The following is a 25920-nucleotide window of genomic DNA, read 5'->3' as shown; positions in this document are numbered from 1 at the left end:
TTTCGTCGACGCGCTTCTACGCACAGATTTCGCCGTACGCAGGCATCCTAGCTACGCGGGGGCTTGGCCCCTCCCGCGACCGGATTTTCACCGGCTAGAAGATGCGTGCCTCTGGGCACGCTAAACAACAAAAAGAGCCTCACTCGGAGGCTCTTCTAAGGGATCGACCAGCACGCGCCTTCAATCTATCCGGTGCTTCTCGCGGTACTGTCCCGGCGTGGTATTCTCCATCTTGCGGAAATACCTTATGAAATTTTGCGAGTTCTGGTATTGCAGCTTCTCGGCGATCTCGCCGATCTTCATGTCCGTTTCCACCAGCCACTGCTTGGCCTTCGAGAGCCGATACTGGGACAAATAGTCGCTAAAGCTGCTTCCGGTCTCCTTCCGAAAGACGGTTCTCACGTAGTTCGGATGATAGTTAAGCCGCGATGCGCACAGCTCGACCGTCAGGTTCGTATCGTATTCATTATGAATGATATCGAGCAGCCGCTCCGATATTTTTTTATTGCGATTCTCCCACTGATGCAGCAGCGTGTCGATCATCGGCTCAACCACATGAGCAAAGAACCATTGTTCAATGTCTGCGGCCGTCTTGAGCTCCTGCAGATGATCAAGGAGCGGTTTACCTAGAACCGGCAACGGCTCCGTAGCGGATTCGCCGCCTTCCTGCCCTTCCCTTAGCAGGTCGATCAGAAGACGCGTAAGCACCATTTGCAAATCTTCATAGCTCAAATAATCCGCAATGATTTTGTGGGCAAATTCATTGAGAAGCCCTCTGGCTTTCTCCTTGTCCCCTGTTTTAATGGAGTCTATTAACTCCTTCTCCAGCCAATCGGGATAAGCGGCTACGGAACGCGATTCAGGCGATACACTCGTATAAAGCAGAATAGCTTGCTCTCCGAATCGCAAACGATAATTTAACGCATCCAGGCTTTGCTTATAGGCTTGGTGCGAATCATGAATGCTCGGATACGGGGGGCTTATCCCCACGCTTACCTTCAGCCCGAGAATTTGCTCCGCACTCCTCTGTACATCTTCAGCGTAATGATAGAGCTCCGTTTCAAAATCATGTCCGTCCGGCTCGCAGCTGCGGCAGATCGTTACTTGATTGTCGACCATGACAACGGGCTCAAAGCGCCGGTTCGCCGGGATCAGCTCGCTCGTAATATTGCCGATGGCAAACATCAACAGATCGACGTCCCGATCCTGATACCGCGTATAATCCAGCGAATCGATCTGCACAGTCATGACAGCGAATAAACTAGCGGCTGCTCCTGTTTCCGGCATGTCCGAAGCAAGCTCGGCACTTCCCTGCTCATACCCGAACTGAGCCAATCGCTCCTTCGTTTCCTTGGGACGAATCTCTCCTTGCAGCAACCGCCGGATAAAGAAGACTTCTAACTGCTTGGAATGGATTCGGAGCTGATCCTTCATGTGCGTCTGCGATGTGCGCAGACGATGAATGGACTCTCCGATGACTTGCAATTCATCTTTATGCTGCGGAGGGTCGCCGGCGGCGCCATGATCTACAGCTACAGACAGAACACGGCGAATGGGCATATACATTCGTTTGGAACCGATCCAGGCGAGCAGTAGAATGAGAACGAATGTCCCTAGCGAGATAAAAAGTGTATACCAGCCGATCGATCGGGAATCTCTGGTAATATCGTCCAAGGAAGCAAAGGACAAGTAATACCAGCCGTTATAATTCGATTTGGTAAAATTGACGCTAATTGTTTCCCGGTTCGCCTTGAAGATAAAGTGCCCCTTCTCGGCTTCAGGCATCCCGCGGATCATCTCTGCCGCCGGCCGCCACTCGCCGGTTGTCTTGAGCACGCTTCCGACGGCTGAAGTCAAGGGCCGGAACTCAGAGTCCAGAATAAGGGTCTCCCGCTCCTCGGCTTCGTTGTAGACCAGCTTCTCCAGTTTGGCGGCAGAAATTTCCCCCACGATCAGCCCCGTGCTCTGTGTCCGGTTGATCGGCAGCTTCTTGACCAGATGCACGCCTGCCGGGATCGCTTCTTGCACCTGATTGCCTCCCGAATCGGCTTCGGCCTCTTGTCCGGACCCGGGAACATACGCATTCCAAAAGGAACGGCTTTCCGACTTGGCATACTCATAGATGACGCTGCGAATCGGCGAAGTATCTAAAGGGCTGTAGCCTTCGTTCGACAGCACCCAATCATTGTCCAGACTGGCGACGTATACATTCTTTATTCCGAGCTCATAAGGCTGGATCTTGTTTAGGCCGCCGACAAGTTCGTTGAGAAGCACGAAGTTGTTTGGCGAAAACGGCGTCTGCAATGCTTCATGAACCGTTGAAGTAGATATATATTGTGTCATCAGGTTCTCAAAGAGCTGCAGCACTTGTTCCACATTGAGCTGTGTCTGCTGAAGAAGCTGCATATTGCTGTCGTTAACCTTCTCCTGGACGCTTTGCTTGGCTCGCAAAAATGAAAGGCTCCCAAGCGCAATCACCGGAATCATCCCGATGAGCAGCGTCAGCAGCAGAAGACGGACCCAATAGCTGGATGATAAGTGCCTGAACATAAGCAGCGTTCCTCCCCGACCTGATGTATCATTTGCTCTCCATATAGCATGTAGGGCACATATCCTTATTATAGCAAAGTAGGGCGCTGTGAGAAGTATATTAAAAGATGGCCGTCTAAAAGGCGCTGTATACGTCCCTGCGGCTGAGAACGTCTTGTGCTCGCCGCAACCTGAGATCGGGTACCTCCAAACCATTTTCTCCATGATATGACGGACTATGGTATATTGCGGCATGTCCGTAACAAGTGCTGCCATGTCAAAACGGCCGTGAGATCATCTCGCGGCCGCTTCTTTGCTGCTTGGGTATTATTTTATTTTACATCTACCGGAGTCCCTGCTTCAGGAAACTTGTTCAACCACGCCTTAGATTTTTCAAGCATTCCAATCGTTATTTGATGATTGACCCCGGAATACTCAATTAATTGCAAGTATTCCTCTGACACATCAGACATTTCATTCATAAAGTACCTTTGGCTTGCGATAGGGATTGTGCTATCTTCCTTACCATGTAACAATAGCAGTCTTTTTTTATCCCCAAAATTCAGCTTGTACTGAGGGTCATGTTCTTTCAAGAAAATATTTTCAGCATCCGTTAATGGAGTTCGTCCATCTCTTTCACGATACAGCTCCTCAAACTTGACCCAGGCACATGAACCATTGATAACTATGGCGGACTTTAGGAAGGACACTTTTGAAAGTGCACCGGCAGCAATAAAACCGCCTGTCGAATGACCGATGATACTGATAATATCATCAGTTGCGGCCAAAGCGGTTGCTATACTCTCTGCTTCCTTAACCCCTTGAAGCACGACATTCCAGAAATTAGCTTGCAATACTTGAGTATCGAAATAGTTCAGTTTTCCGCGCACCCCATGATCAGGCAGTTCGGGAACGATAACTTTGAATCCCCAACTGGAGATAGTCGATGCAAAGAACAAATAGTCCTCGATTTTTGATGACCAACCGTGATATAAAAGTACTGTAGCTCTTGCTTTTTCACATGGATTTATAATTAGAGAGGGAATTCCTGCAATTTCACAAGCTATATAATTATTCATTGTGGTCTCCTTAATCAGCTTTAGGTCCTTTTTTAGTTCGCTTATATCTTTGTGACGTATAATCGATAGAAAAGTTCCGCTAAATAAAGTAAAATATTTACAACTAAACCGAGCCGACGGTATGATTTATACTAATTTCATTGAAAATAGGTGACCTATGAGAAAAAAACTGCAAGTTTTCATATCGTCTACTTGCTACGACCTGCTTGAGGAACGTCAAGCCGCTGCGCAGGCTATACTTAGAGCCGGTCACATTCCTACCGGAGTGGAGCGATTTTTCGAGGAAAATCCATTGGAGATGACGAAGAAATGGATCGATGAATCCGACGTATTTATCCACATTATCGGTGGATTCTACGGCACCCTGCTTCCGGATGAATCGAAGAGTTATACGCATTGGGAATATGATTATGCCGGAGAAATCGGCAAACCAAGATTTGCTATTGTTGTTACGGACGAAGCCTTAAGACGAAAGCATTACGACTTTGTCGTGGCGAAAGACTATCAGAAGCATCTGGAGTTCAAGCAATCCGTCATGGAAACGGTACCTACCTATTATGCCGATAATGGACAGCACATTAAGTGGGTGATCCGCGAAACATTGCCGGAGTACGCAGGAAGAGACGATTTGTACGGCTGGTTTTCCGGCAAAGAGCTCCCGGACGTTCAAAAGCTGCTGGATGAGAACGAAAGATTGTTGAGGGAAAATGCCAGATTAACTGCCGAGTTAGAGAAATATACTAGAGATCAATAATACGGATGTTGAGGAAAATATGACAACCCATTGGCAACCGCCAGCAGTTCGTCCTTCGTCACATTCGGCGATGACGTCATAACATGGTACAGCATCGTCCCTCCGGCCGTCGGCTCCATCCAGCTTATCTCTCGGGCTTCCCCTTGATCCACAAAGATCGATTCCGGATTGACGGTGTAGTAGGCTTCGCCTGGTTTGCGCTATTGACAGGTTGTCAGACGGGTGATAGAATTCATAGAAAAATCCCACATAGTCGATCGGATTTGTATTATTTAATTTTAACCATAGTTGGAGGAATGCATCATGTTCAAAACGATTTCCGTACCGAATACACTGCTCGGGGCAGCTCTGTCCGTTTCCTTGCTGCTGACCGTTCCGGCGCCCGCGGCGTTCGGCGCCGAGGCTCAAGCGGAGGCTTCCGCTCCGATTCAGGCCGCTCTTGTACAAACTCAGCAAGCATCGAGCGAGTACGGCGTCTTTCTGAAAGAGAAATTCAATGTGACCCTGTCGGAGACGCCGACACGCGGAGAATTCATCGACGCTATCGCCCGCTCGCTGAGCTACGCGCCGGATAGCCAAACGACCGTCGCTTTCAGCGATCTCTCGGCGACCAGTCCCTACTATGCTTCGGCGGCAGCGCTGTATCAGCGGGGCATTCTGACCTCGGCGTCCGTATCGGCCGATCAGCCGCTTTCGGCGCTGCAAGCCGTCTTCATTGCGGTGAAGGCGGCAGGCGTCACCGAGCTGGCCTACTCCTACCCGCAGCCGAAAGTATCCCAATCGCTCGCCCCGCTGGCGCTCGACGTGAGCGATTTCGTGTCGCTATCGGCAGCGCAGGAAATTGCCGCGGCAAGGGATGCCGGCCTCGTCGACCCGGAAGTATACGGCGATCTGAAGCTGGACGCGAACGCCTCCAAGCAGCTGGCGGAGCAGCTGATCGGACATGTGCTGGAGGCCCAAGGCCAGTATAAGCACTATATCGGCCAATCTTCCGATGCCACTATCTATGCGAAGCTGACCGACGCCTACAATACATCGGATATTATCGAAGCGCCCGAACTGGAGAACATCGTCAACGCCGCTTTGGAGCAAGGACTGGTTACCGGCTATAATTTGAAGGACTCGCGCTTTAACTCCAACTTCGTCGACTCGCTGTCCCTGACGTACGGCCATTCCGATCTGAAGCACGCGATACAGCTGATCGGCTTGCTGCGCAGCGAAGGCATCGAAGCCAAAGTGCAGTTTGAACCGAAGACGTCCGCTTTCGTACATCTGATCGAGTGGGGTCAACCGACGCCATCCAGTACGACGCATTATAAGAAGCTGGCCAACGGCAACTATATCGCTTTGGCGAAGGAGTACGACATCGCCTTCGAATTCGCGAGCGCAGCGGACAAGGCCAAATTCCAGCCGGTCGTGCTGCAATACGCCAAGAAAAACAGCGAAGATACGACCGGTCTGATCGCCGGCTCCTGGTGGCAGCCGCTCTATTACTCCTTGACCGAGCTGAACGATTACGATGTGATTACCAATAATAAAATCACTGCCGACGGCCCTTATTACGCGCAATCGTTCTCGCTAAGCGACAAGTCGGACGGCATCGTCGCCGGCTTCCGCCAAATCGATCCGAACGTCCGCGTCAGCACGTACAAGTTCTGGGTCGACCGTCCGTTCCATAACTATTTGACGGGCGACGACTTTAAATAAAGAAAGGCTCAAAATCCCGGTTAGGAGCGCTTTGCTCGCGGCCGGGATTTTCTATCTTCAATCATTGTAGCAGTTTCCCCAATTAAAATGTGACGAGAAAAGGGGCATATCCCCGTCATCTGCGATGACAATTGGGATAGCCCCTTTGGAATCTATTAGTTTATGAATCTTTCCGTTTGCAGCAGGCGCTTCAGCAGGACAGCCGCTTCGGCACGGTTAGCGGTTGCGGAAGGCTCAAACGTATTGGCGCTCTTGCCGTTCAATAGCCCTGCCGTAACCCCTTTGGCTACCGCATCCTTCGCCCATGCGCTGATCGCGCCGGCATCCTTGAATGCATTCAGCCGATTGACGTCACCGCTCGTTTTATCGCCTGCAAATGCCATGGCCCGGTTAATCATCACCGCCATTTCCTCGCGGGTGATGGAGGCGTTCGGGTTAAACTTGCCGCTCTCGTCTCCTTCGATCAAGCCTGCTTTTGCAGCGGCTCCGACGATGCCCATATACCAATCATTTGCCGATACATCCTTGAACTTGTTTGATTTGTCCTCGCCGAGTCCCAAGCCTCTCACCAGCAACGCCGCAAATTCAGCGCGGGAAATGGAGCTTTGCGGATCGAACGCGGTTTCCGTGCGGCCTTTGACCAGCAGCTTCGATGCCAGTAATTCGACGTCGTCTTTAGCCCAGTGATCCTTCATGTCCGCAAACGATTTGCTGAACTGTACAACCGAGTAGATCGAGTTGCCCGGACGGCTGATCGTCACTTTCATTTTGCCGTCGGCTGCCTGGAAGGTTGCCGGTACGAAAGTCATTTCGCCTGTAGCCGGGTCAATCATCACAGCTGTCGCTTGCTTGCTATCCACCGTACCGCTCAGCTCCAGCGTGCGGGAGACATAGGTGCTGCCGAAATCGTTGACGGAGGCACTCTTTCCGTTGGCTTCAACCGTTACTGTGAAATCGACCGCTGGGGTCAGCAGCTGCGCTCCAGCTTGCTTCACTGCGTTCTCAATCTGGGTTGCCAGGCTGCCGCTGACCTGTTCGATCACAATGCTCACTTTCGCATCCTTCACGTCCGCTCCGATCGATTTGGCCAGCGAATCGATATTCAGCAGGTTCATCGGAAGGGCATAGGTCGCATTATTGAATTTCACTACCAATACCATATCCGAGGATTGCTTGGAAGCGTTCAGCAAGGACGAGGCCGGAAGAATGACTTGCGCCACCGTTCCATCCCCCTTGACTTCAACCACCACTTCTTTATGGTTATTGGACGTGCTGGTATTGATCGCTTGATCCAGCGTAGCGCTGTCCAGCGTAACTACAGCTGCGGTTTTGCCATCCGTTGTCTTCTGCGACTCCGCCGTCGTACTGATGGAGACGGAACCGTCATTATTCAAGGTTACCGTGCTGCTGCTCGTAGCTCCTACTGACGAGCCGCCGCCGCTCCTCTTTCTGTTCGTGCTGTTTACCGGCGTCGCGCTTGCCACCATCGAAGCCTCGCTTTCGCCTGCCTCGTTAGCGGCCGTTACGACGTAGTAGTAGGTCGTGCCGTTCGTTACATTGGTATCCGCGTAAGAGTTCGCCGTCAAATGGGTCGCAATATTCGTAAACGGACCGCTTGCCGACAAGGAACGCTTCACGTTGTAGTAGGTCGCTCCCGTCACCGTCGCCCAAGTAATATCAACTCGGGACGAAGCGCCCGTTGCATAAACACTTGCCGTTACGGATGGAATGGTAATCGTTACAGATGCTGTCGGTGTTGCGCTTGCTTCTACAGATGCCGGGCTCTTGCCTGCCGAGTTCACGGCTTCCACCACGTAGTAGTAGGTCGTTCCGTTCGTCAAGCCTCTATCCGTGTAGGATGCCGTTTCACTTGTGCCTACTTGCGTATAGCCGCTTCCGCTTGTCGTGCTGCGCTTGATGTTATAGCCGGTCGCACCGTTGACCGCTGTCCACGCCAGTGCGACATGACCGTTGCCCGCCGCTGCCGTCAGGCCCGTCGGAGCTTCCGGCGCTTGCGCCGGTGCCGTCGGTGTTGCGCTTGCTTCTACGGATACCGGGCTCGTGCCCGCCGAATTCACGGCTTCCACCGCGTAGTAATAGGTCGTGCCGTTCGTCAAGCCGCTATCCGTGTAGGATGCCGCTGTACTTGTGCCTACTTGCGTATAGCCGCTTCCACTCGTCGTGCTGCGCTTGATGTTATAGCCGGTCACATCGTTGACCGCTGTCCACGCCAGTGCGACCTGACCGTTGCCCGCCGCTGCCGTCAGGCCCGTTGGAGCTTCCGGCGCTTGCGCCGGTGCGGTCGGTGTTGCGCTTGCTTCTACAGATGCCGGGCTCTTGCCCGCCGAGTTCACCGCTTCCACTACGTAGTAGTAGGCCGTGCCATTCGTTAAGCCGCTATCCGTGTAGGTCGCCGCTGTACTTGTGCCTACTTGCGTATAGCCGCTTCCGCTTACTGTGCTGCGCTTGATGTTATAGCCCGTCGCATCGTTGACCGCTGTCCACGCCAGTGCGACCTGACCGTTGCCCGCCGCTGCCGTCAGGCCCGTTGGGGCTTCCGGCGCTTGCACTGGTGCTGCCGGTGTTGCGCTTGCTTCTGCAGATGCCGGGCTCTTGCCCGCCGAGTTCACCGCTTCCACTACGTAGTAGTAGGTCGTTCCGTTCGTCAAGCCGCTATCCGTGTAGGATGCCGTTTCACTTGTGCCTACTTGCGTATAGCCGCTTCCACTCGTCGTGCTGCGCTTGATGTTATAGCCGGTCGCATCGTTGACCGCTGTCCACGCCAGTGCGACCTGACCGTTGCCCGCCGCTGCCGTCAATCCTGTCGGCGATGCAGGTACCGGAACTTCAGGAGTTCCTCCTACAGCCGTAATCGAAATATTATCCAAATACTGGTCAATCGTGTTGGAGCCCGGCGTCAATGTTTCGATCGAACCGATATCCTCCACTGCTGCTGTGTAGAATGGCAACGTAGTAATTTGCTTCGTTCCATTAATGTATACATCCGCCGTTTGTGCGGATACGTCCGCTACGATTTTGAAATGATACCAAGTATTGATTGCATATCCTGCCATAAAATTATCCGCAGCCGAGGACTGCCCATCCGGTACTGTTTTGTACGAAAATACCGTAGCCGATCCGTTTTTGGCGGTTTGAATATCAACGGCTAAAGCTCCGGTCGAGCTTAACAGACGGATGACTTTGCTCGCGCTTGCCGCTGCTGTCAGCATATAATCGAACTCGGCTGTTACCACCCCGTCTTGAGGTGCAAACGACTTGCTCACCTTCACGAACTGCGGGCTTGCGCTCTTATCCGTATCGTGCAGATACAGGCTCTTCGTGCTTCCCTTCAGAGCTGTCGACGGAGCCGCAATGGATGCATCGAGCGCCGTTCCGGCAGAAGGAGTCGGCATGGTTACGGAATAGCCCAAATCATCCAACGTTGCCGCGCTTTCAAAATTATCATTCACCAACGTAATGCCGCTGCCGGGTTCGCCGGGTTCGCCAGGTTCACCGGTGTTCGCTGCTGTCGGCGTTGCGCTTGCTTGCGCCGATGCCGCGCTCGTACCGCTCGCATTGGCCGCTTCCACCACATAATAGTAGGTCGTGCCGTTCGTCACGCTAGTATCTGTGTACGAAGCCGACTCGCTTGTGCCTACTTGCGTATAGCCGCTTCCGTTCGTCGTGCTGCGCTTGATATTGTAGCTTGCCGCGCCGCTCACTGCCGTCCACGCCAGTGTTACTTGCGCATCGCCCGCCGTCGCCGTCAGGTCCGTCGGCACACCTGGCGCCGGGGTCGTCTGTTGCGTTGAATTGCCCCCTACAGCTACAAGCTGAGTCTTGTAATTAAGCGTCTTGTTTTTCAAAGCTGTATTAACGACATACGATGCGTCGTCAACCGAATTATCGAACTGCCAAGTAAAATCCCCTTGATTGAGGCGTCCGGCTTTTGCCGTAACCACTTGCGGAATCAGGTTTACATCATCAATGTTTGCTGGATTGACTGCCGTTTCGATCATAGTATCAAAGTTATTATAAGCTGTTCCGCCTACTAATGCTTTGTAGGAACTTGGAACCGTTTCATTTCTCGACGAGGCCAAATAGGCATCGAATGATGTCGGATTAGCCGGAGCTGTTCCTGCATCGGAATTGGCATAAATCAGACTATTGGGATTATCAATAACATTATTGTAGGCTTTGATCATGCCTCCGCTTTCACTCGAGAATGTGCCGTTAGCAGCGCCGTCTCTAATATCCGTGCCTTGCAAAGAAATCATCATTGGATCATGAGCGTTTCTCCAATAATTGGATTCTACAAAGATGGAACTTCCCGTCGTAGCGCCCACGCCATATTTTGCGACTCCATCATAGTAGTTATTGTATACGTGAATCGTTCCCACTCTTACGCGTGGATGACGGGAGTCTGAATGGTCAAACCAGTTATGGTGGAAGGTTACAAAATATTCGGATGGTTCGCTCAACCCGGACAGAGAAGATTTTCCGGAATCCCAGTAGTGATTGTACGAGACCGTGATATACGTCGAGCTGCCTTTAATGTCGGTTGAACCGTCGCCTTTGACTTGGTCGGCATCGCTCCCTGCATCTCCGTAGAAAAGATCGTTATTATGCACCCAAATGTTAACGTTCTTGGTATCCATTGAGAAGGCATCGTCAGGGAATCTCATCATGCCTATGTTTCGCAATTCTACATTACCGGCATTTCTTACCAGGAATCCCCATCCGTACGCATAGGTATCTTCTCCGATGCCTTCAAGCGTCATATTCATTTCGGTATAAGCCGAATTTCCTTTTACTTCGAGATATCCGGAGGAGTTAAGCTGGTCTTTCATATCCTCTTTTGTAATTTGTCCAATGAATCGGATATCGAGAGGCGTTTTATCATAGCCTTTTTGCCTTTGTTTTAAAATGTCGCCTATACCGTTAGCTGTTGTTTTCGTCCCCTTACTGTTGGTTATGACATCAAGAGTTACGGTTCGCGCCGTCTCCGATGTTATATAAATAACTTGAGCGCCGCTTCTAAGCGAACCATCGTCATTATAAGCGCCTGAACCGGTTTTAAATGGCGACTGAGAGGAAAAAGCAAATCCGGATCTATCATGCTTCGTGACCGATAATACATCGGAAACGGCAGCAGTACTTGAGCCATCTGGCTGCAGCGCTTCCACTTTCATTACATAATCTCCAGCCGGAAGCCCTACCGCGTCTGCTCTCCAATAAGCAGGGTATTGGCGGATTAATTGGTTATCCAATTGCACATATTGCGAATCCGAGGCACCTGCCTTTTTCACGTATACGTTATAACCTTCGGAATTGGTTACGGGCCCCCATTCCACATAGGCCGTTTCAAACCAGCCTCCGCTCTTGGATATGACAGGGCTGCCGGCAACCGGCTGCGCAGGAACGGCGGAGACTACGGCCGAGTTCCCACTCTCACCCTGGGGATTGACAGCCGTAACAACGTAGTAATAAGTCGTACCATTCGTCAAGCCGGTATCCGTGTAATTAGTCTCTGTCACGCCTGAAGCCACAGTCGTAAAGTTCTGACCGTCCGTACTCCGCTTCACTTTGTAGCTGTTCGCTCCGTTTACAGCGCTCCACGATACGTTTACCTTGGCGTCGGCCCCGGTCGCAGTTACACCTGTGGGCGCCTGCGGCGGCGGCAATGTCTCCGGTGTCGCCTGCACTACTGCTGCATCTTGGCTCGGACCAGCGTCATTCACAGCAGAAACCGTAAAGTAATACGTTGTATTGTTCGTTAAGCCTGTTAACGTATACGAGTTGGATGCAATGCCCGTCACAGAGGTGTAGGGACCTTCGCTGGCCGTTGCATATTTAACCGTATAGCTTTGGGCTCCGGCCACAGCATCCCAATTCAATATAACCTGGGTGTCTCCCGCCTTGGCGGTCAAGCCGGTTGGAGCGCTAGGCTTCGGCAATACAGGGGTATCCGAAACCTCATTCGATGTAGACACGCTCTCAAGTCCCGCGGCGTTTTTCGCCGTCACAACATAGAAATATTGAGTTCCATTTGCGGCTGTCGTATCGGCATAAGTTGTGCTGCTGCTGGGGATCGTAGCGAGATCCGTGTATACGCCGGCTTGCGTACCGCGTCTAATCGTATAGCTGGCCGCACCGCTCGCTGCCGTCCAGGACAACTGGACAGTCGCATCGCTGCCCGGATTCACTACCGTCAAATCGGTCGGCGCATTTGGCGGCGTCGCCGGGTCCCAGCCGAAGAGCACCGTTCCGTCAGGTCTTTGGATCATCAGATGGTCAAACGTTGCATTGGCTTCCGTAACCGCAAGACCAATATTCAAAGTGGCGTTGTTGTTAGCGTTGTCTATTACGTACGAAGAGTCGGTAATGGTAGCATAAGCCTTTCCAAAGGAGCTGCCGTCTTTCGAATAATAAGTATTATATTGATTTCCGACTTTCTCCAAACGCAAGTAAAAAGGAGCCGTATCCGTAATTGCCGGAGACGCGTTTACAGTCCCGGAAGATGGATTACGCTTGTATGCCAGAACGTTGGTGTTGTTAAACACCGCGAAAAATCCATTGCTAGTCTTTGTCGTCCCGTTCTTCAGCATCAGTATGGCTTGAGGCGTAGTCGAGGTCTTTGGCGTTCCAAAAGGAGCAAAGGACGCCACTCTGACCGTCGCGACAAAATCCCCGCTGACCGTTGTATTTACAAAATAAGCCGAATCGCCGGCGGATTGCAGCTTACCTTCCGAACCTGCGATTGTAAAGGTTTGGGTCGCGCTATCATAGTCTGCGCTGGTCGATTTCACCATTGCGTTTCCGCTCGAGATGTCATCATTCATCGCCACATCGGTCCAGCCGGAAGGCAAATTAGTTGCGGCTGCCAAAGCTGTAGGCACATAACCCTGCGGCAGAAAGCTTAGCACTAAAGCAAACGTAAGAATGACGGCAAAGATCTTGTTTAGCTTGCGAGGCTTCATTTTTCACTTTCCTTTCAATTCCAAGTCCTTGAGTGTGTTCATTTGAATTTCTGTCGGCTGGTCCATATATGCTGCAAGTCCAGATTCGTGTAAATCCATACGACCTCCTTATGTTAAATTAGAATCTTGTCGTCCCTTATTATATCCGGGTGATACCGCCATTTGAAGCGCTTTCAGTCATTATCTGTGCTAATGATTATACAGTTATCGGCAGGTGTTATTAGTTCGGAAGCATCTGTAAACTGAAGACCAGCGGCAAAGAACCAATCCCCCAAAAGTGACGTGATGCTCTGAAGCTTATTCCGTCCGCATCCAGTCTAAGCTGGATCGGCGTCTAACCATTCCTCTGGGATCGTTCTATGGGTAGACTTTACTTTCGGGGGAGACCACGGATTTCCACAGGATATTGCTGCGCATCATTTCCTAAACAATAAGAAAATCTGAGCCTGCGGCTAAGTCTTTGTCTAAACCCACGCGTTTGAGCGTAGGGAGGAAATTGGGTATGAGGTTCCAACCGCTGTTGAACTTCGTGTTATTTTAATTTGTATGTAATGGTGTCAACACGAAGTTCAAAGGCGGCCGCTATCGCTTCTCCACCTCATACCCATTTCCTCTTCTGTTCTACTCTGAACTCACTTCCACTTTTTTCTCGACTTCGGTTTCCGTCCGGTATTATCCATGCTCAGCTGTCGTTTTTTTTATCGCCAATAGGAACTATCTTCACTACGCTGACGCTTTAGTAAACTTAAACTTTCCAAAATGGCAAAATAAAAACCTCGACGGGCGCAAAGCCCATCAAGGTTTAAACGAATTTTTAGGGGTACAAATGTCAAATCGTCATTCCATCCCATGCCACCGTAATCGGACACGGGAATTGCTGCTCCTGAAACCAGGCTACAAGATCCGCATGCGTAGAAGTAAAATGGTTAATATGCGTGAGATAAATTCGGGAGTCGGCATGCAGAGTTCCCTGCTCCAGCAGCTTATGAAACAGCTCCATGCAGCTGAATGCGTCCAAATGGCCGTTCGGATGGAGCCCGCGCCCGCCGGTCAGTCCAAAGGTGCATTCGCTGATCAGCACATCCAGCGACGCGTTCTCCAGCAGCTTGAACGTTTCCGGAAGATACCAGCCTGAATCTACGCCATAGTACAGCTTCTGGCCGTCCTGCTGTTGAATAAGATAATTGGCGCAGCTCTCCCCCATATTGCCCAAGTGATTGCCTCTCAGCGGGGTCACTTCCATTCCGGAGATGGTTACCGTTTCGTTGAACTCCAGCTTATGGAAGGCCACGATGCCGCGTGCCTCCAGATCGGACGTCATCCCTTTCATGATGGGCCGGCTCTGCCGATAGAAATTGACAATTTCATAGGCTTGATCCGTAAAATAAAAGTTCAGCGGCTCCTTCAACCGTTCGATCGACATGTTTCTAACATTCATCATCATGTAATTAAAATGGTCTTCATGGGTATGACTGACCAATACATGCTGAAGCTTGGTAAAGTCTCCGAATTCAATCGCTTGTTGAAAAGCATCCGCCCCCAAATCAATGCAGAGCTGTTCATCGATTCGGAACATCGAACGGCGGCGAATCTCTGCGCCACCTTTCACGCGCGCATTGGCGCAAACGGAGCAGGAGCAGAAGGGATTCGGTATTCCCTCGGCTGCGCTGGTGCCGTAAAATTTCATAGCTAACCTCCCTTTCCCTATTCGCGGATTACTTCTTATTCCAGCGGTCATAAGCGGCTTGATAGATGGCCATATATTTATCCAGCTGCATTTTGTTCAAGGTGCTTACATATTTATCCCATTCGCTGAGCGGTTTGGCGCCCGTAATAAATTTAATGACTTGCTCGTCGGTATACGCTTTAATATCGGTCGCATAAGAGCTCAATTCAATATTCTCTTGTTCGGTGAAATTCGGAATCATCAATTTCTCTTCCGGCACCAGATTAGGACGAATAACATCCTTATTCTTAATCATCTCCGGCAGAACCGCTGCGCTTTGGTCCACCTTTTGCGTGACTCGCTGCGGGATGCCGCCGCCTTGGAAAATGGTATATTCGGAGAGCGCTTCATCGACGGTAAGCCCTTTGGGATTATTGGCGAATTCATCCTTCAGCTTGTAGAACCCGTCGCTGCCGACCGTATAAGTGACGCCTTCGATCCCCAGCCGGGCCAGCGCCGTTCCTTCTTCGCTCAGGAAATAATCTCCCCAGCGCAGCGTTGCGGCAGGATTCGGATTTTTGCTCGTGATGACGAAGGAGCCGGTATCCCGAACTTTAGGGCTAATGCCCGTCCAATAGACAGGGCCGTCAATGGCTTTCAAGACAGGGTTCTGGACGTAATTGCTGCGATTTTTGCCCATCCACAGATTGTTGTTACCTTTGGCGACGTAACCGATTCTTTCGCTATCGATCTTTGCAACTTCCTGATTCATATTTTGCGAAAATATTTCCTTATCGATCAAGTCTTCCTTCCAGAGCTTATTGAAGAACGTGAGCATCTCTTTGAACGTGTTGTCCGTTGCGATATAACGAACCTTCCCGTTTTTATCTACATCCATATAAGGGGCAATGATCCCGGAATTCCCCCCGAAGCCCCAGCTTCCGTAGAACGATCTGAAAAATTCGTCTCCGCTGCTGCCATTGCCTTCTTTATAGCCCGACATCGGAATTTCGTCCGCTTTGCCGTTCCCGTTCGGGTCCTTCTCCTTAAACGCTTTTAATACTTCATAAAACTCGTCCATAGTTGTCGGCATCTTGAGCCCCAATGCGTCCAGCCACTTTTGATTCAGCCAGGAGGAGCTAATCCGTCCGTCGGCTTCGCTAATATTGGGCAGCGAATAAATATGGCCGTCCGCCGAAGTAATCGCTTTGCGAATGCCGTCATTGTTCTTCATAAGCTCGGACAAATTCGGAGCATAGCCTGCATTAATGTAATCGTCCAACGGGATGATTTGCCCTGCCGCGGCATAGGACGTAATCAATTGAGGGGATAAATTAGCCCGCATCACAAAGTCCGGAAGATCGTTGGAAGCAAACAATAAATTTCTCCGTTCCTCGAACGAGTTTTGCGGCACGGAATCCCAAGTAATCATGACGTTCGACTTGGATTCATAGTATTTCAAGCCTTTATGCTCGTTCCAGTCTTTGACCAGTTCATACTTCGAGACAAGCCCCTTCAACTGAACGGGCTCTTTGGCAATCGGCATTCCCGTTTTCGTAATATTGGCCGAGACCTCTTTTCCGCCTTGGGCAGCGGGTTCTGCCGGCTTATCGTTGCTGCAAGCGCTCAGCGCAGGAATCGCGGCGATCAGCGTTGCGGTTGCAAGCATTGTCAATTTCTTTTTCTTCATTCGTTCGTCATCTCCTTTTTTTAGGCTAACCTTTTAACGCACCGATCATCATGCCTTTGACAAAATACTTCTGAAGGAACGGATATAGCAGCAGAATCGGACCGCTGGATACGATAATGACGGCATATTTGACGCCCTCCGCCACCAGAAACTTGCTCGTATCCATCTCGATCGAATCCATCATCACGTTATCCGACTGGTTCATAACCAGAATTTCCCGCAGGAAGAGCTGAAGCGGATATAAGGAACGATCCTTCAAATAAATCATCGCTTCGAAATACGAATTCCAATGATAGACGGCGTAAAAGAGTACGAGAACGGCCATAATGGGCGCGCTAAGCGGCAGTACAATGTAGAAAAACGATTTGATATTGCTGCTGCCGTCCATGTAGGCCGACTCGTAAATCTGCTCGTCAATGTTCGTTTCCAAGAAGGTTCTAGCAACAATCATATTATAGACGTTAATGGCCGAAGGCAGAATTAAAGCCCACATCGAATTGTACAGCCCCAGGTTCTTCACAAGAAGATACATCGGCACAATCCCGCTGCTGAAAAACATCGTAATCGTGATAAAGATCATCAGCCCGCGGCGCCAGGGGAAATTTCTGCGCGACAGCGGATAGGCCCCCATCATGGTCAGCGTAATATTGACGAAGGTGCCTACGACCGCATACAGCACCGTATTGCGATATCCGATCCATATTTCCGCATTCATAAATACGCGGCGGTAAGCTTCCAGATTGAAGCCTACCGGGATCAGCCCGATCTTCCCGCTAATGACCAGCTTGGGATCGCTGAACGAGGCATTGACTACGTAGAGCAGCGGGTACAGCACGATTAACACAAGAAGCCCGATCAGTATATAAGTAAAGGTTAGAAAGATTCGATCTCCGTTAGATTCCCGAATTTTGTGAGAAACGGCCTCCACGTTCACATCTCCTTTTAAAACAGACTGCTGCTGCTGTATCGTTTGGCAATCTTGTTGGCCGCGAGCAGCAAAATGATGTTGATGACATTGTTAAACAGACCTACAGCCGTGGAAAAGCCATAGTCCATATTGATGAGACCTACTTTGTAAGCATACGTGGAGATGACCTCCGATCGTTCCAAATTCAGGCTATTCTGCATAAGAAGAATGCGCTCGTAGCTGAGGGTCATCATTTTTCCCATCTGCAAAATAAATTGAATAATCACAACAGGCATAATGCACGGCAGATTCACATGAATCATTCGCTTCCACCGGCTGGCTCCATCAATTTGCGCGGATTCATTCAACTGAGGATCTACGGCGGCTAATGCCGCGATGAAGATAATGGAATTCCATCCGCTATTGCGCCAAATGTCGGAACCGATATAGACGCCGGGAAAGTAATCCGGACTGGTCAGGAAAGGAAGCGGCGAGATGCCGATCATCTCCAGTACATGATTCAGATACCCGTTCTCCCCGCCCAGAAACAAATTAATAATGCCGACAAAGACAACGGTGGAGATAAAGTATGGAGCATACGTGATGGTCTGAAACGTCTTCTTCCATCGTTCGCTTCTCATCTCATTGAACATGAGCGCAAGGATAATAGGGATGGGAAAGCTGATCAGCGTTTTGAACAAATTGATCAATAACGTATTATTGAGAATGCGCAAAAATTGAAACGAATGGAATAGCTTCTCAAAGTTATCCAAGCCGATCCAAGGGCTGCCCATAATGCCCAGCGCAGGGTTAAAGCGTTTGAATGCCAGCTGTACGCCATACATAGGTGTGTAGCAGAAGAGAAGAAAGTACAAGACAACAGGGATGACAAAGATCAGATAGTCCCAGTTGCCCCGCATCCTTAGTCTCTTGGAGCCAGACCCAGGGATAGATGCAGTTGCAGCCTTCGATTTCGCAGCCATCTAACAGGCCTCCTTCGTCATGCCAATAATCTGGTTGTTACGCTCAGAATCGATTCGGCGCCTGAATCGTCTTCCCATGGCTCCGATTATAAGGAATGCTGCGAGCTTCCAACAAGAAGCGATAATTGCCCTTTCGCCGCAAAAGTCGGTTTTGCGCGGTTTTTGCACCCTGCATTTTTTTCAGTCACCCGTCATTTTTTGCTACTTGCGCCAAAAGAATTGATAACAGAGCCAAATATTCGTATACTCGTGAAGACATGAAGATCTATTTGCGCATAGGATGTGTTGATGTTGAGGAAAGCGCTTCAGTCCAAGCTCTATCGAAAATTTCTTCTAAGGCATCTTCTGATATTGGCCGTAACCGGCCTGTTATTGTTATTCACCAATATTATTTCTCTCTCCAATACCTATCAACGCCTTACGGACAATACGCATCGATCGATGGCGCATATGACCGACCTGCTGGACACGCGAATCGTGGACCTGCAAAAATTGACATTGACCTTGTCACATGACACCAAACTGCTTCCCTATCAACTGCAGGAGCAGCTGCAATATCCGTATGAAATTGCCGCTGAGCTCTCCAAGCTGAAGACGCTGTCCGCCGATCTGGATTCGATCGGTCTGTTCTACCGGAATCCGGTGTATCCTGCTCTTGAAAATGTTATTTTCACCGACACGGGCATCTATACCCCTGAGAGCTACAGCCAGCTCGTTAGCGAGGGCCGGATCGCGTCAGACATTCTGGCGCATAAGCTGGGCCAGCTTAGATCGCCCATGCTGCTATCCTCGCTCGCCAACGAAGGTCAGCATGACGCCCAAGAGCAAGTGCTGCTGCTCCTGGTTCCGCTTGACAACACCCCGTATTCCAGCGGGATTATGATCTATAAGCTGAACTATTCCGCTTTGCTAAGCAATTTCCAAACGACGATAGACAGCGATAGCAGCCTGATCGTGTTTGACCAATACAACATGCCTATCTTCTATATAAAAGGAAATTCCGAGCTGGGCTGGAATGAGCTTGCCCATGCCGCCCACTCGAACGTACGCATCCCGGGCTACCTGCTCTTGCAGGAAACGTCGGAGAAACAGAAATTTCTTGTCGTCAATGCGATTCGGCGTCATGCCTATTTTCATGAATACTATTCGGCGCTCAGCGTGTCCGTAAGCATATTTTTGCTGTCGCTGACACTGGGACTCGTACTTTGCTTCCGAGCGGCCCGCAAGAGCTATCAGCCGATTCAGGAGCTGTCCAGCCGCTTCCCTACATTATCAGCCGACAAATCCATTGCAGAGGATAGCAATGAATTAGAGCAGCTTACCCGCTATATCGAGCAGATGAGAGACGAGACCATCCATTTGTCCAATAAGATGCATAATCAGGAGGTTCTGACCAGGAACCAGCTGCTGTTGGCCCTGTTAATGGGGAAATTGAACGTAGACAATACGACCCCGAATAACCGAAGCACGCTTCATAAATTGTTCGGTACGCGCAACATCAGCAGCGTGCTCGTCATTATTTTCGACGATTACAATGCCAAGGTTAGCAAGGAGCCTCTGAGTGAGCAGTGGCTGATGAAATATGCGATCTGCAATGTATTGGAGAATTTATCCGGCGAGCATGGCGTGAATTATGCCCTCGATCTGGCTATCGATAACGGCATAGTGGGGATCGTTTCGTGGAATAAAGAGTTTGAAGATCAATGGGAGGCTCGCAGCCGCGAATTCGCCGAGCAGATCATCACCTTTATGAAACGGCATTTCTCCCTGTCGATATCCTGCACGGTCGGAGAGCCGCAGCCTACCAATGACTTGCATCAATCGTTCAGCTCGGCCACAGCGCTTGCGGAGTATCGGATTTTTGCCGGCAAGCAGTCCATTATTACCCCCTCTGAATTGTCGCAGCAAAACATGGAGAATAACGACACGGACAAGCGTCATATTTCCGACTTGGCTGAAGCGCTCCACATTGCCGTCTGCTCCAAAAACTCGGAGAAGCTGGAGCTGTTGATTGAGGAGCTGGAAGCGCGCTTCACCCGGCTCGAAGATGCGCCGACCTTTCGTCTCACGTTTCAAAAAATCATTTTCACCTTGAACGAGCTCGTCAATAACATCCCGCTATCGCATCGCGAAGCGATCAAATATAAACTGGACGCCCTGACCGAATACCAATCCAAAACCGTGGCCGAAGCTTGCGCTACGCTTCTCGACGCGGCCAGCAGCATTCAGGAGAGCCTGGGCGAAGACTCCAATAATAACCGATTGTATCATGCGATGCTCGCGTATGTGGCCGACAATTACATGGATTGCAATCTCAGCCTTTCTACCGTGGCCGAAGCGCTGTCCCTGACGCCATCCTATGTCACGCGATATTTTAAGACCAAGAACGGTCTTCCCTTGATGCAGTACGTCTCCAAAATTCGCATTGAGAAAGCCAAAGAACTGCTTAAAGATAGCCAGCTTTCCATCAAAGACATTGTCGCGCAGGTCGGGTTTGTCGACGAAAATAACTTCTCGCGGGCCTTCCGCAAGCGGGAGGGCGTGTCTCCAAGCCAGTACCGGTCTGTTCATTATGGGTGAGGGGGCTGGTGAAAAAGAGGAAACTGCGTTTTTATTAGGAAACGTTAGCATTCTGCCAGAAGGTTTAAGGAACATATTAAAAGCTGGCTCCGTTGGGGGGCCAGCTTGGTTGAATGATAGACCTCAGTGAAATCATCAGAGCTTGTCTGTTTGTTTTTGCTGTTCAATCTCTCTGATCGTATATATAGTTTCCATAATCGTATACAAATCATGGTGCCCGAAGTTAGGATACCTCCGCTCTTCATGCATTCCGACTGGCTTATGGTGCATGTGATCAGACTCAGTTACGGTTTGATGCAGCTTTTGATCGTGAGGCTCATTATGCCATTTCCACAACTTTCCACGTTGAGATTCCCAATCATACTGGTATTTTTTCTTCTTTCCCGTCCTAGTTTCGATCAATTCAAATACTGTCATGTAAGTTCCGTCCATGAACTTTATGGTTTTACGTACAAATGCTCCCTTACTGGGCTCTTCGCCGAAAAAACCGTCCTCGATCGAATCGATAAGATCAGGGAAAGCGCGTTTTAAAAAATCAAAATTCGTTCCGTGTAGATCATCACTTTTTCGCTTCATTCAATTCCCTCAGCTCATCAAGCAACGCAAGCCAAATCGACGCATCGCGATCCTCACGGATTGTCCGTTCTGCCTTAGCGCCAAGTGTCATTTCGTATGTACCGCCATATTTTCTCATAAAGCTAGAAATCTCGTCTAATATCGAATCCCGTTGCTCATCAGGATTCAATTCCACCACCTCATGCTCTTGATTCTGGCGTTCATACATGTCAACAACTTCGCGGACCGAAATCATCTCTCCGGTTCTCATAACAAAAGAAATCGTTTCAGGAATTCGGTTATGTCGATTTTTCCCCTCTCGTCTATACCCAAGGAAACGCCCTTCATCTATCCACTTATTAATGGCTTGCACCGAAACACCAAAGATACGGGCCAATTCACCCGTAGTGTACACTTTAACCGGCTGGGCATGGTTTACAATCTCCGCCATTAAACGAATCGAATCAATAAGATCCATTCGGAATTCTACACTCCTGCGAGGGTTAGTCACAACAATGTAATCATGAAGCATGTTGCTGAGCGCGCGATAAAACTCTGGATCAGTTTGCTTGATCGTACCCTCAAGTATTTGCGCGCTCTTTTCAATGAGCAGTTGGCGCTCTTGTTTTGTAGACACGAACATCACCTCTTGCCTCCATTCTAACAAACTTAAACTAAATCTTAAACAAAACTTAAACCGCTACTTTAACCTACTCTATGCACAAGTGTTACCTGTAAAGACCAAAATATTCGTTTGGATAACAAAAAAACGCCTAAAATCAGACGTTACTTTAGAATTCCTTTGAAATTAACGTTATGTACCCTCTGAAATATACAGATTGGATGACAACCAAAATATCAATAGCGATGAACAAGCAAATGAAGTGTTTTCATTGGCGCTATTTCAACTATGATATTTTTTTATCAGAAAGAACTCTTTAATTTTGTTTCTCAGACTAAGTTATTTATTAGAGTCTGTCTTCAAACTATTAATCAAGTAAAAATAATGGTAGAATCAGGGTATGAGAAGACGATACGAAATACACGACGAACAATGGGAAATAATTAAAGACTTGCTGCCCTCCGAGCGAAAAAAGCAAGGCGGAAGGCCAGCAAAAGACAATCGGACGATGTTGAATGCCATGCTGTGGATTGCAAGAACCGGCGCGCCTTGGCGCGATTTACCGGAGTATTATGGTTCCTGGAAAACCGTATACACCCGATTTCGCCGCTGGCAAATATCTGGTGTGTGGGAGCAGATTTTAGAGCATGTTTCGATAGAACCCGACTTCGAGAATGTGATGATCGATGCAACCATCGTTCGCGTTCATCAGCATGGAGCCGGGGCAAAAGGGGGCAGCAATTTCAAGCCATCGGGCGATCCAGAGGCGGACTCACGACCAAGATCCACGCCATCGTAGACGCACTGGGTAACCCTTTGCGTTTTGAACTCTCCGGCGGACAAAGTCATGATTGTATGACGGGCTACGAAATGCTGAAGTCCATGGAACTTACCGGAACCAATGTCTTGGCGGATCGAGGATACGATACGAATGCAATCCTTGATCTTCTACAGGGTCAACAAGCCAATCCCGTGATTCCCAGTCGCAATCTCGCCGTGTTCAGCGAGATTGCGACTGGTGGCTTTACAAAGAACGCCACGGGGTAGAATGTTTTTTTAATAAAATTAAGCATTATCGTCGCATTGCTACACGGTTTGAGAAATTAGCCTGTACGTTCAAGGCTTTTTTGACATTAGTTTCGATTATGATATGGATGGCTTAAGTTTGAAGACAGGCTCTAATGAACTATCCCTTATTAACTCAACTTTCGCAGCTTTAAAAAGTCAGATAAGCACTGATATAGCTGGGCAAACCGGCAATAAATTGTTGGAGTTGACTATTGATCAGTTTTTTGATTTTCTTCCCCGCCTTTGTTGCGATTTCGGTGATCAATCCGAGTAATTGTTGGAGGGCCACGGTCCAATCCAAAGTGCCGACTTCATCACAAAGCTCAAAAAATAAGCCGCCCAAGAAACGCTGATCGGTACTTTGTCGGTGCTGCCATGCGAGCACAATATAGCGAGTAAAAACAATGGTTGTGTGGCTGACAAGCAAGTCATAAGAGCGTCCTTGGAACCCCTTCTGCAGACGCAATAATGATTTGGTGCACTTAAAGAAGACCTCGATGTCCCAACGCATTTTGTAAATGCGAATGACCTCTTGAGGCGTTAGCGTCAGATCGGTGGAGAGAATGGCCAGCCACTCGTTCTTTTTGGAACGATGACGAACAAACACCACCATAACTGGAATGCCCGGTACGAGGTGTGTCCGGATACAACGCAGAATGGTAGCATTCTTCCCTTCTACCCGCGGTGCTGCGGTGTACAACGCTTTAAGATCAACGCGCTTTCCATCCACCAGATAGCGCTTGTTGTCGTTTTTTACCATACCGATAACATGCAGCCCACGGCTTACGATTTCTTGAATGAGTGGAGCATGACGATATGTCACCGCCTTCCCTCCGCCGACATTACTCGGTTTCATCGGTAGTACGCGGTGATCCGACTCCCTGTCCATCATTTGGCTTCCTCCCTTTTGATCGGTTGTTTGCCATACTTCTCTTGTGAAGAATGGACAGGGTCTCCCAAGTTGCTGTGAAGTCATTGTATAGCATGCCTAGCTCTTCGACCCCGGGAGAGCTCATTCATCCTCGCCCTTAACGCATGAATGAGTATTGTCTTCCGTACTTTCGAAAACGTCGACCTCTCCGGTTTACTCTTTTCGAGGCTCAGTCACTTTTAGGCCTACTACCTGGCTGTCTACGCTTAACGTCTGAAATTACTTCCAGCCGTCCAAGACTCGCTATTGGTGGCTTGGCTTTGCCTTTCCAAGCAGGATTCCCACCTGCTAAACTTCACAACCTAGGCTTGGTCGCACCGAAAGTTGAGTTTTGAAGAGATAAATGTACAATTGCTGCCTGTTCATTAAACTATCGTTATCCGTTAGTGCCTTGCAACAACTGACCCTGCCATAAATGTTCTTATAAATTTTTTTAGGAAAATGGACAGCCAAGATGAATATTGCAAACATCTATACAAAGCTTGCTAGAATAGTTAAAATCAAACGAAGGGGCGTTGCTTCTACGTTTTTGACTTTAAAAAAATTTTATAGGGTGAAGACAATGATAAAAAGAACTCTCTTATGTTTCGCATTTTTAGGCTGTTTAACAGCTTGTAATAATGGTCATGCTGTCAGCTTATCGAATAATAGGTCTCCTGACCTCGAAGTGAAACAAACGGAGGCCGTAAAGTCCGATAATCTTGGCGTTTCAAATCATGTAAATAATGAAAAAACAACTTCATTAATTCCAACTGGTTGGCACATATTAGTGAACAGAGAGCAGCCTGTAAAAGCTACAGGCGATCTGAATAATGATGGTATTCAGGATGTCGCCATGGTTATCGAGAAAACTGTAAAAAGCGAGAAAGCACCTCCCCGATCATTACTAATTGCCTTTGGGAACAAAGATAGCACATTCTCACTTTCAATAATTGCGGAAAACGTAGTTCTTCCTGCAGATGCAGGCGGAGTGTTTGGAGATCCATTTGATAGCCTTACTATAGATCGAGGGTCCGTGGTAGTTAGTGACTTCGGAGGTAGCAGCAGCAAGTGGTATAACCGATATCGATTTAGATTTCAAGATAATGATTGGTATCTAATTGGCGCAACAATGGGTTCGTCATTTCCAGTTAAAAATGAAATGGGTAACGATGAAGACGACTATAATTTGCTTACAGGGGATTTTATTAGTAAAAGAACAATTGAAAATGGGGAAGTAAAGATTACAAAAGGGAATAGGGGGAAGAAAAAACTTGTCAAATTAAAGGAATTTGATATTGGCCAAATGTAAAGCTGGTTTTATCAAAAAAAGTCAAGAGCGCCGAAACAGCGAAAAACTGCCGCAACCCACGGCAGTTTCCTTTTGACAAATATTCTTTTGCATTGTTCTCACATTGGGGTTAGCGGGGAACATAAAAAATCATATTTTACGTTTTCTAATGAGTATGAATCCAATATTAATCAGACTGCTCAAAATAAAAGCCAATGTATAAAGAAACAAGAAGACGAGAACATTCAAAGCATCCGTATACACAAAAAAAGACACAGCGGATGAAATGACGTATAACACAAACCCTACACCCAGAGATTGAAATATTAAAATTTTTTTAGAAACCTTGCTTACCCTAAAGATCACAAAGCATATTGGAAGAACAAGTGTAAAAAACAACAGACTCATATTGATGAAACCCTCTAGATCAATTGGAAAAACCCCCTCTGTTATTGTTAGTTATGACAGTATTTAGGGCTTGCTGAACAAATCAAAAATTCAACAGTAACAAGGGTTTGGCGCCTCTTTTGTCGAATTTAGGTGCAAGGAAAACGAAGGCTAACCCGTGAAAAACCTTGCACTTGGAGGCGTCCGAATTG

The 25920-nt window shown here is 48.9% G+C and carries 14 protein-coding genes and 2 pseudogenes; 5 read left to right on the top strand and 11 right to left on the bottom strand.

Features of this window, described 5'->3' with window-relative positions; all coding sequences use genetic code 11:
* Positions 1-180 precede the first annotated feature (180 nt).
* Together N0M98_RS32235 and N0M98_RS32230 are read right to left on the bottom strand one after the other, a co-directional pair.
* Complete coding sequence (locus tag N0M98_RS32235; protein ID WP_259620335.1) at positions 181-2550, bottom strand: helix-turn-helix domain-containing protein; 2370 nt, start codon at positions 2548-2550, stop codon at positions 181-183.
* A 311-nt stretch (positions 2551-2861) separates the two neighbouring features.
* Positions 2862-3608: a prolyl oligopeptidase family serine peptidase gene (locus N0M98_RS32230; RefSeq protein ID WP_259620334.1), complete on the bottom strand. Its 747-nt coding sequence runs from the start codon at positions 3606-3608 to the stop codon at positions 2862-2864.
* A 157-nt stretch (positions 3609-3765) separates the two neighbouring features.
* Between N0M98_RS32230 and N0M98_RS32225 the strand changes: the two genes are divergently transcribed.
* The gene (locus N0M98_RS32225) at positions 3766-4362 is read left to right on the top strand and encodes a DUF4062 domain-containing protein (RefSeq protein WP_249861181.1); all 597 of its coding nucleotides are present in this window, start codon (positions 3766-3768) and stop codon (positions 4360-4362) included.
* On the opposite strand, the gene N0M98_RS32220 is transcribed toward N0M98_RS32225, so the two are convergent.
* A complete protein-coding gene (locus N0M98_RS32220) occupies positions 4356-4514 on the bottom strand; it encodes a hypothetical protein (RefSeq protein WP_249861180.1) in 159 nt (52 codons plus the stop codon). The two genes, N0M98_RS32225 and N0M98_RS32220, sit on opposite strands and share 7 nt — an antisense overlap.
* A gap of 151 nt (positions 4515-4665) precedes the next feature.
* Between N0M98_RS32220 and N0M98_RS32215 the strand changes: the two genes are divergently transcribed.
* Entirely contained in the window at positions 4666-6069 is a 1404-nt protein-coding gene (locus N0M98_RS32215) for a hypothetical protein (RefSeq protein ID WP_259620333.1), read from the top strand.
* A 155-nt stretch (positions 6070-6224) separates the two neighbouring features.
* On the opposite strand, the gene N0M98_RS33815 is transcribed toward N0M98_RS32215, so the two are convergent.
* The 5 genes from N0M98_RS33815 to N0M98_RS32180 form a co-directional block, all read right to left on the bottom strand.
* Positions 6225-13049: a fibronectin type III domain-containing protein gene (locus N0M98_RS33815; RefSeq protein WP_310944683.1), complete on the bottom strand. Its 6825-nt coding sequence runs from the start codon at positions 13047-13049 to the stop codon at positions 6225-6227.
* 829 nt (positions 13050-13878) lie between these two features.
* Complete coding sequence (locus N0M98_RS32195) at positions 13879-14736, bottom strand: MBL fold metallo-hydrolase (protein WP_259620332.1); 858 nt, start codon at positions 14734-14736, stop codon at positions 13879-13881.
* A 28-nt stretch (positions 14737-14764) separates the two neighbouring features.
* Entirely contained in the window at positions 14765-16405 is a 1641-nt protein-coding gene (locus tag N0M98_RS32190; RefSeq protein ID WP_259620331.1) for a type 2 periplasmic-binding domain-containing protein, read from the bottom strand.
* Between the two features lie 25 nt (positions 16406-16430).
* Complete coding sequence (locus tag N0M98_RS32185; protein WP_249861176.1) at positions 16431-17333, bottom strand: carbohydrate ABC transporter permease; 903 nt, start codon at positions 17331-17333, stop codon at positions 16431-16433.
* Between the two features lie 14 nt (positions 17334-17347).
* Positions 17348-18232, bottom strand: coding sequence for an ABC transporter permease (locus tag N0M98_RS32180; protein WP_259620330.1), 885 nt, complete (start codon positions 18230-18232; stop codon positions 17348-17350).
* Positions 18233-18583: 351 nt separating this feature from the next.
* On the opposite strand from N0M98_RS32180, the gene N0M98_RS32175 reads away from it, so the two are divergent.
* Positions 18584-20875 (top strand): helix-turn-helix transcriptional regulator, encoded by a 2292-nt coding sequence (locus N0M98_RS32175; RefSeq protein ID WP_259620329.1) that lies wholly within the window; start codon positions 18584-18586, stop codon positions 20873-20875.
* A gap of 135 nt (positions 20876-21010) precedes the next feature.
* Here the strand turns inward: N0M98_RS32175 and N0M98_RS32170 are convergent, their stop codons facing one another.
* A complete protein-coding gene (locus N0M98_RS32170; RefSeq protein ID WP_259620328.1) occupies positions 21011-21451 on the bottom strand; it encodes a toxin-antitoxin system TumE family protein in 441 nt (146 codons plus the stop codon).
* On the bottom strand, positions 21435-22067 hold the full coding sequence (locus N0M98_RS32165) for a helix-turn-helix domain-containing protein (RefSeq protein WP_259620327.1): 633 nt from the start codon (positions 22065-22067) through the stop codon (positions 21435-21437). Before N0M98_RS32165 ends, N0M98_RS32170 begins: the two co-directional genes overlap by 17 nt.
* Positions 22068-22452: 385 nt before the next feature.
* Between N0M98_RS32165 and N0M98_RS32160 the strand changes: the two are divergent.
* Positions 22453-23215 (top strand): annotated as a pseudogene (locus N0M98_RS32160) (IS5 family transposase).
* A 53-nt stretch (positions 23216-23268) separates the two neighbouring features.
* Here the strand turns inward: N0M98_RS32160 and N0M98_RS32155 are convergent.
* A pseudogene (locus N0M98_RS32155) lies at positions 23269-23937 on the bottom strand (IS4 family transposase); the annotation flags it as partial.
* 568 nt (positions 23938-24505) lie between these two features.
* On the opposite strand from N0M98_RS32155, the gene N0M98_RS32150 reads away from it, so the two are divergent.
* The gene (locus N0M98_RS32150) at positions 24506-25342 is read left to right on the top strand and encodes a hypothetical protein (RefSeq protein WP_259620326.1); all 837 of its coding nucleotides are present in this window, start codon (positions 24506-24508) and stop codon (positions 25340-25342) included.
* The last annotated feature ends 578 nt before the right edge of the window (positions 25343-25920 follow it).

Source organism: Paenibacillus doosanensis, from assembly GCF_025060755.1.
GTDB classification, from domain to species: domain Bacteria; phylum Bacillota; class Bacilli; order Paenibacillales; family NBRC-103111; genus Paenibacillus_S; species Paenibacillus_S doosanensis.
Note: the sequence above shows the minus strand (reverse complement) of the source record. Positions and strands in the feature narration are given on the sequence as shown.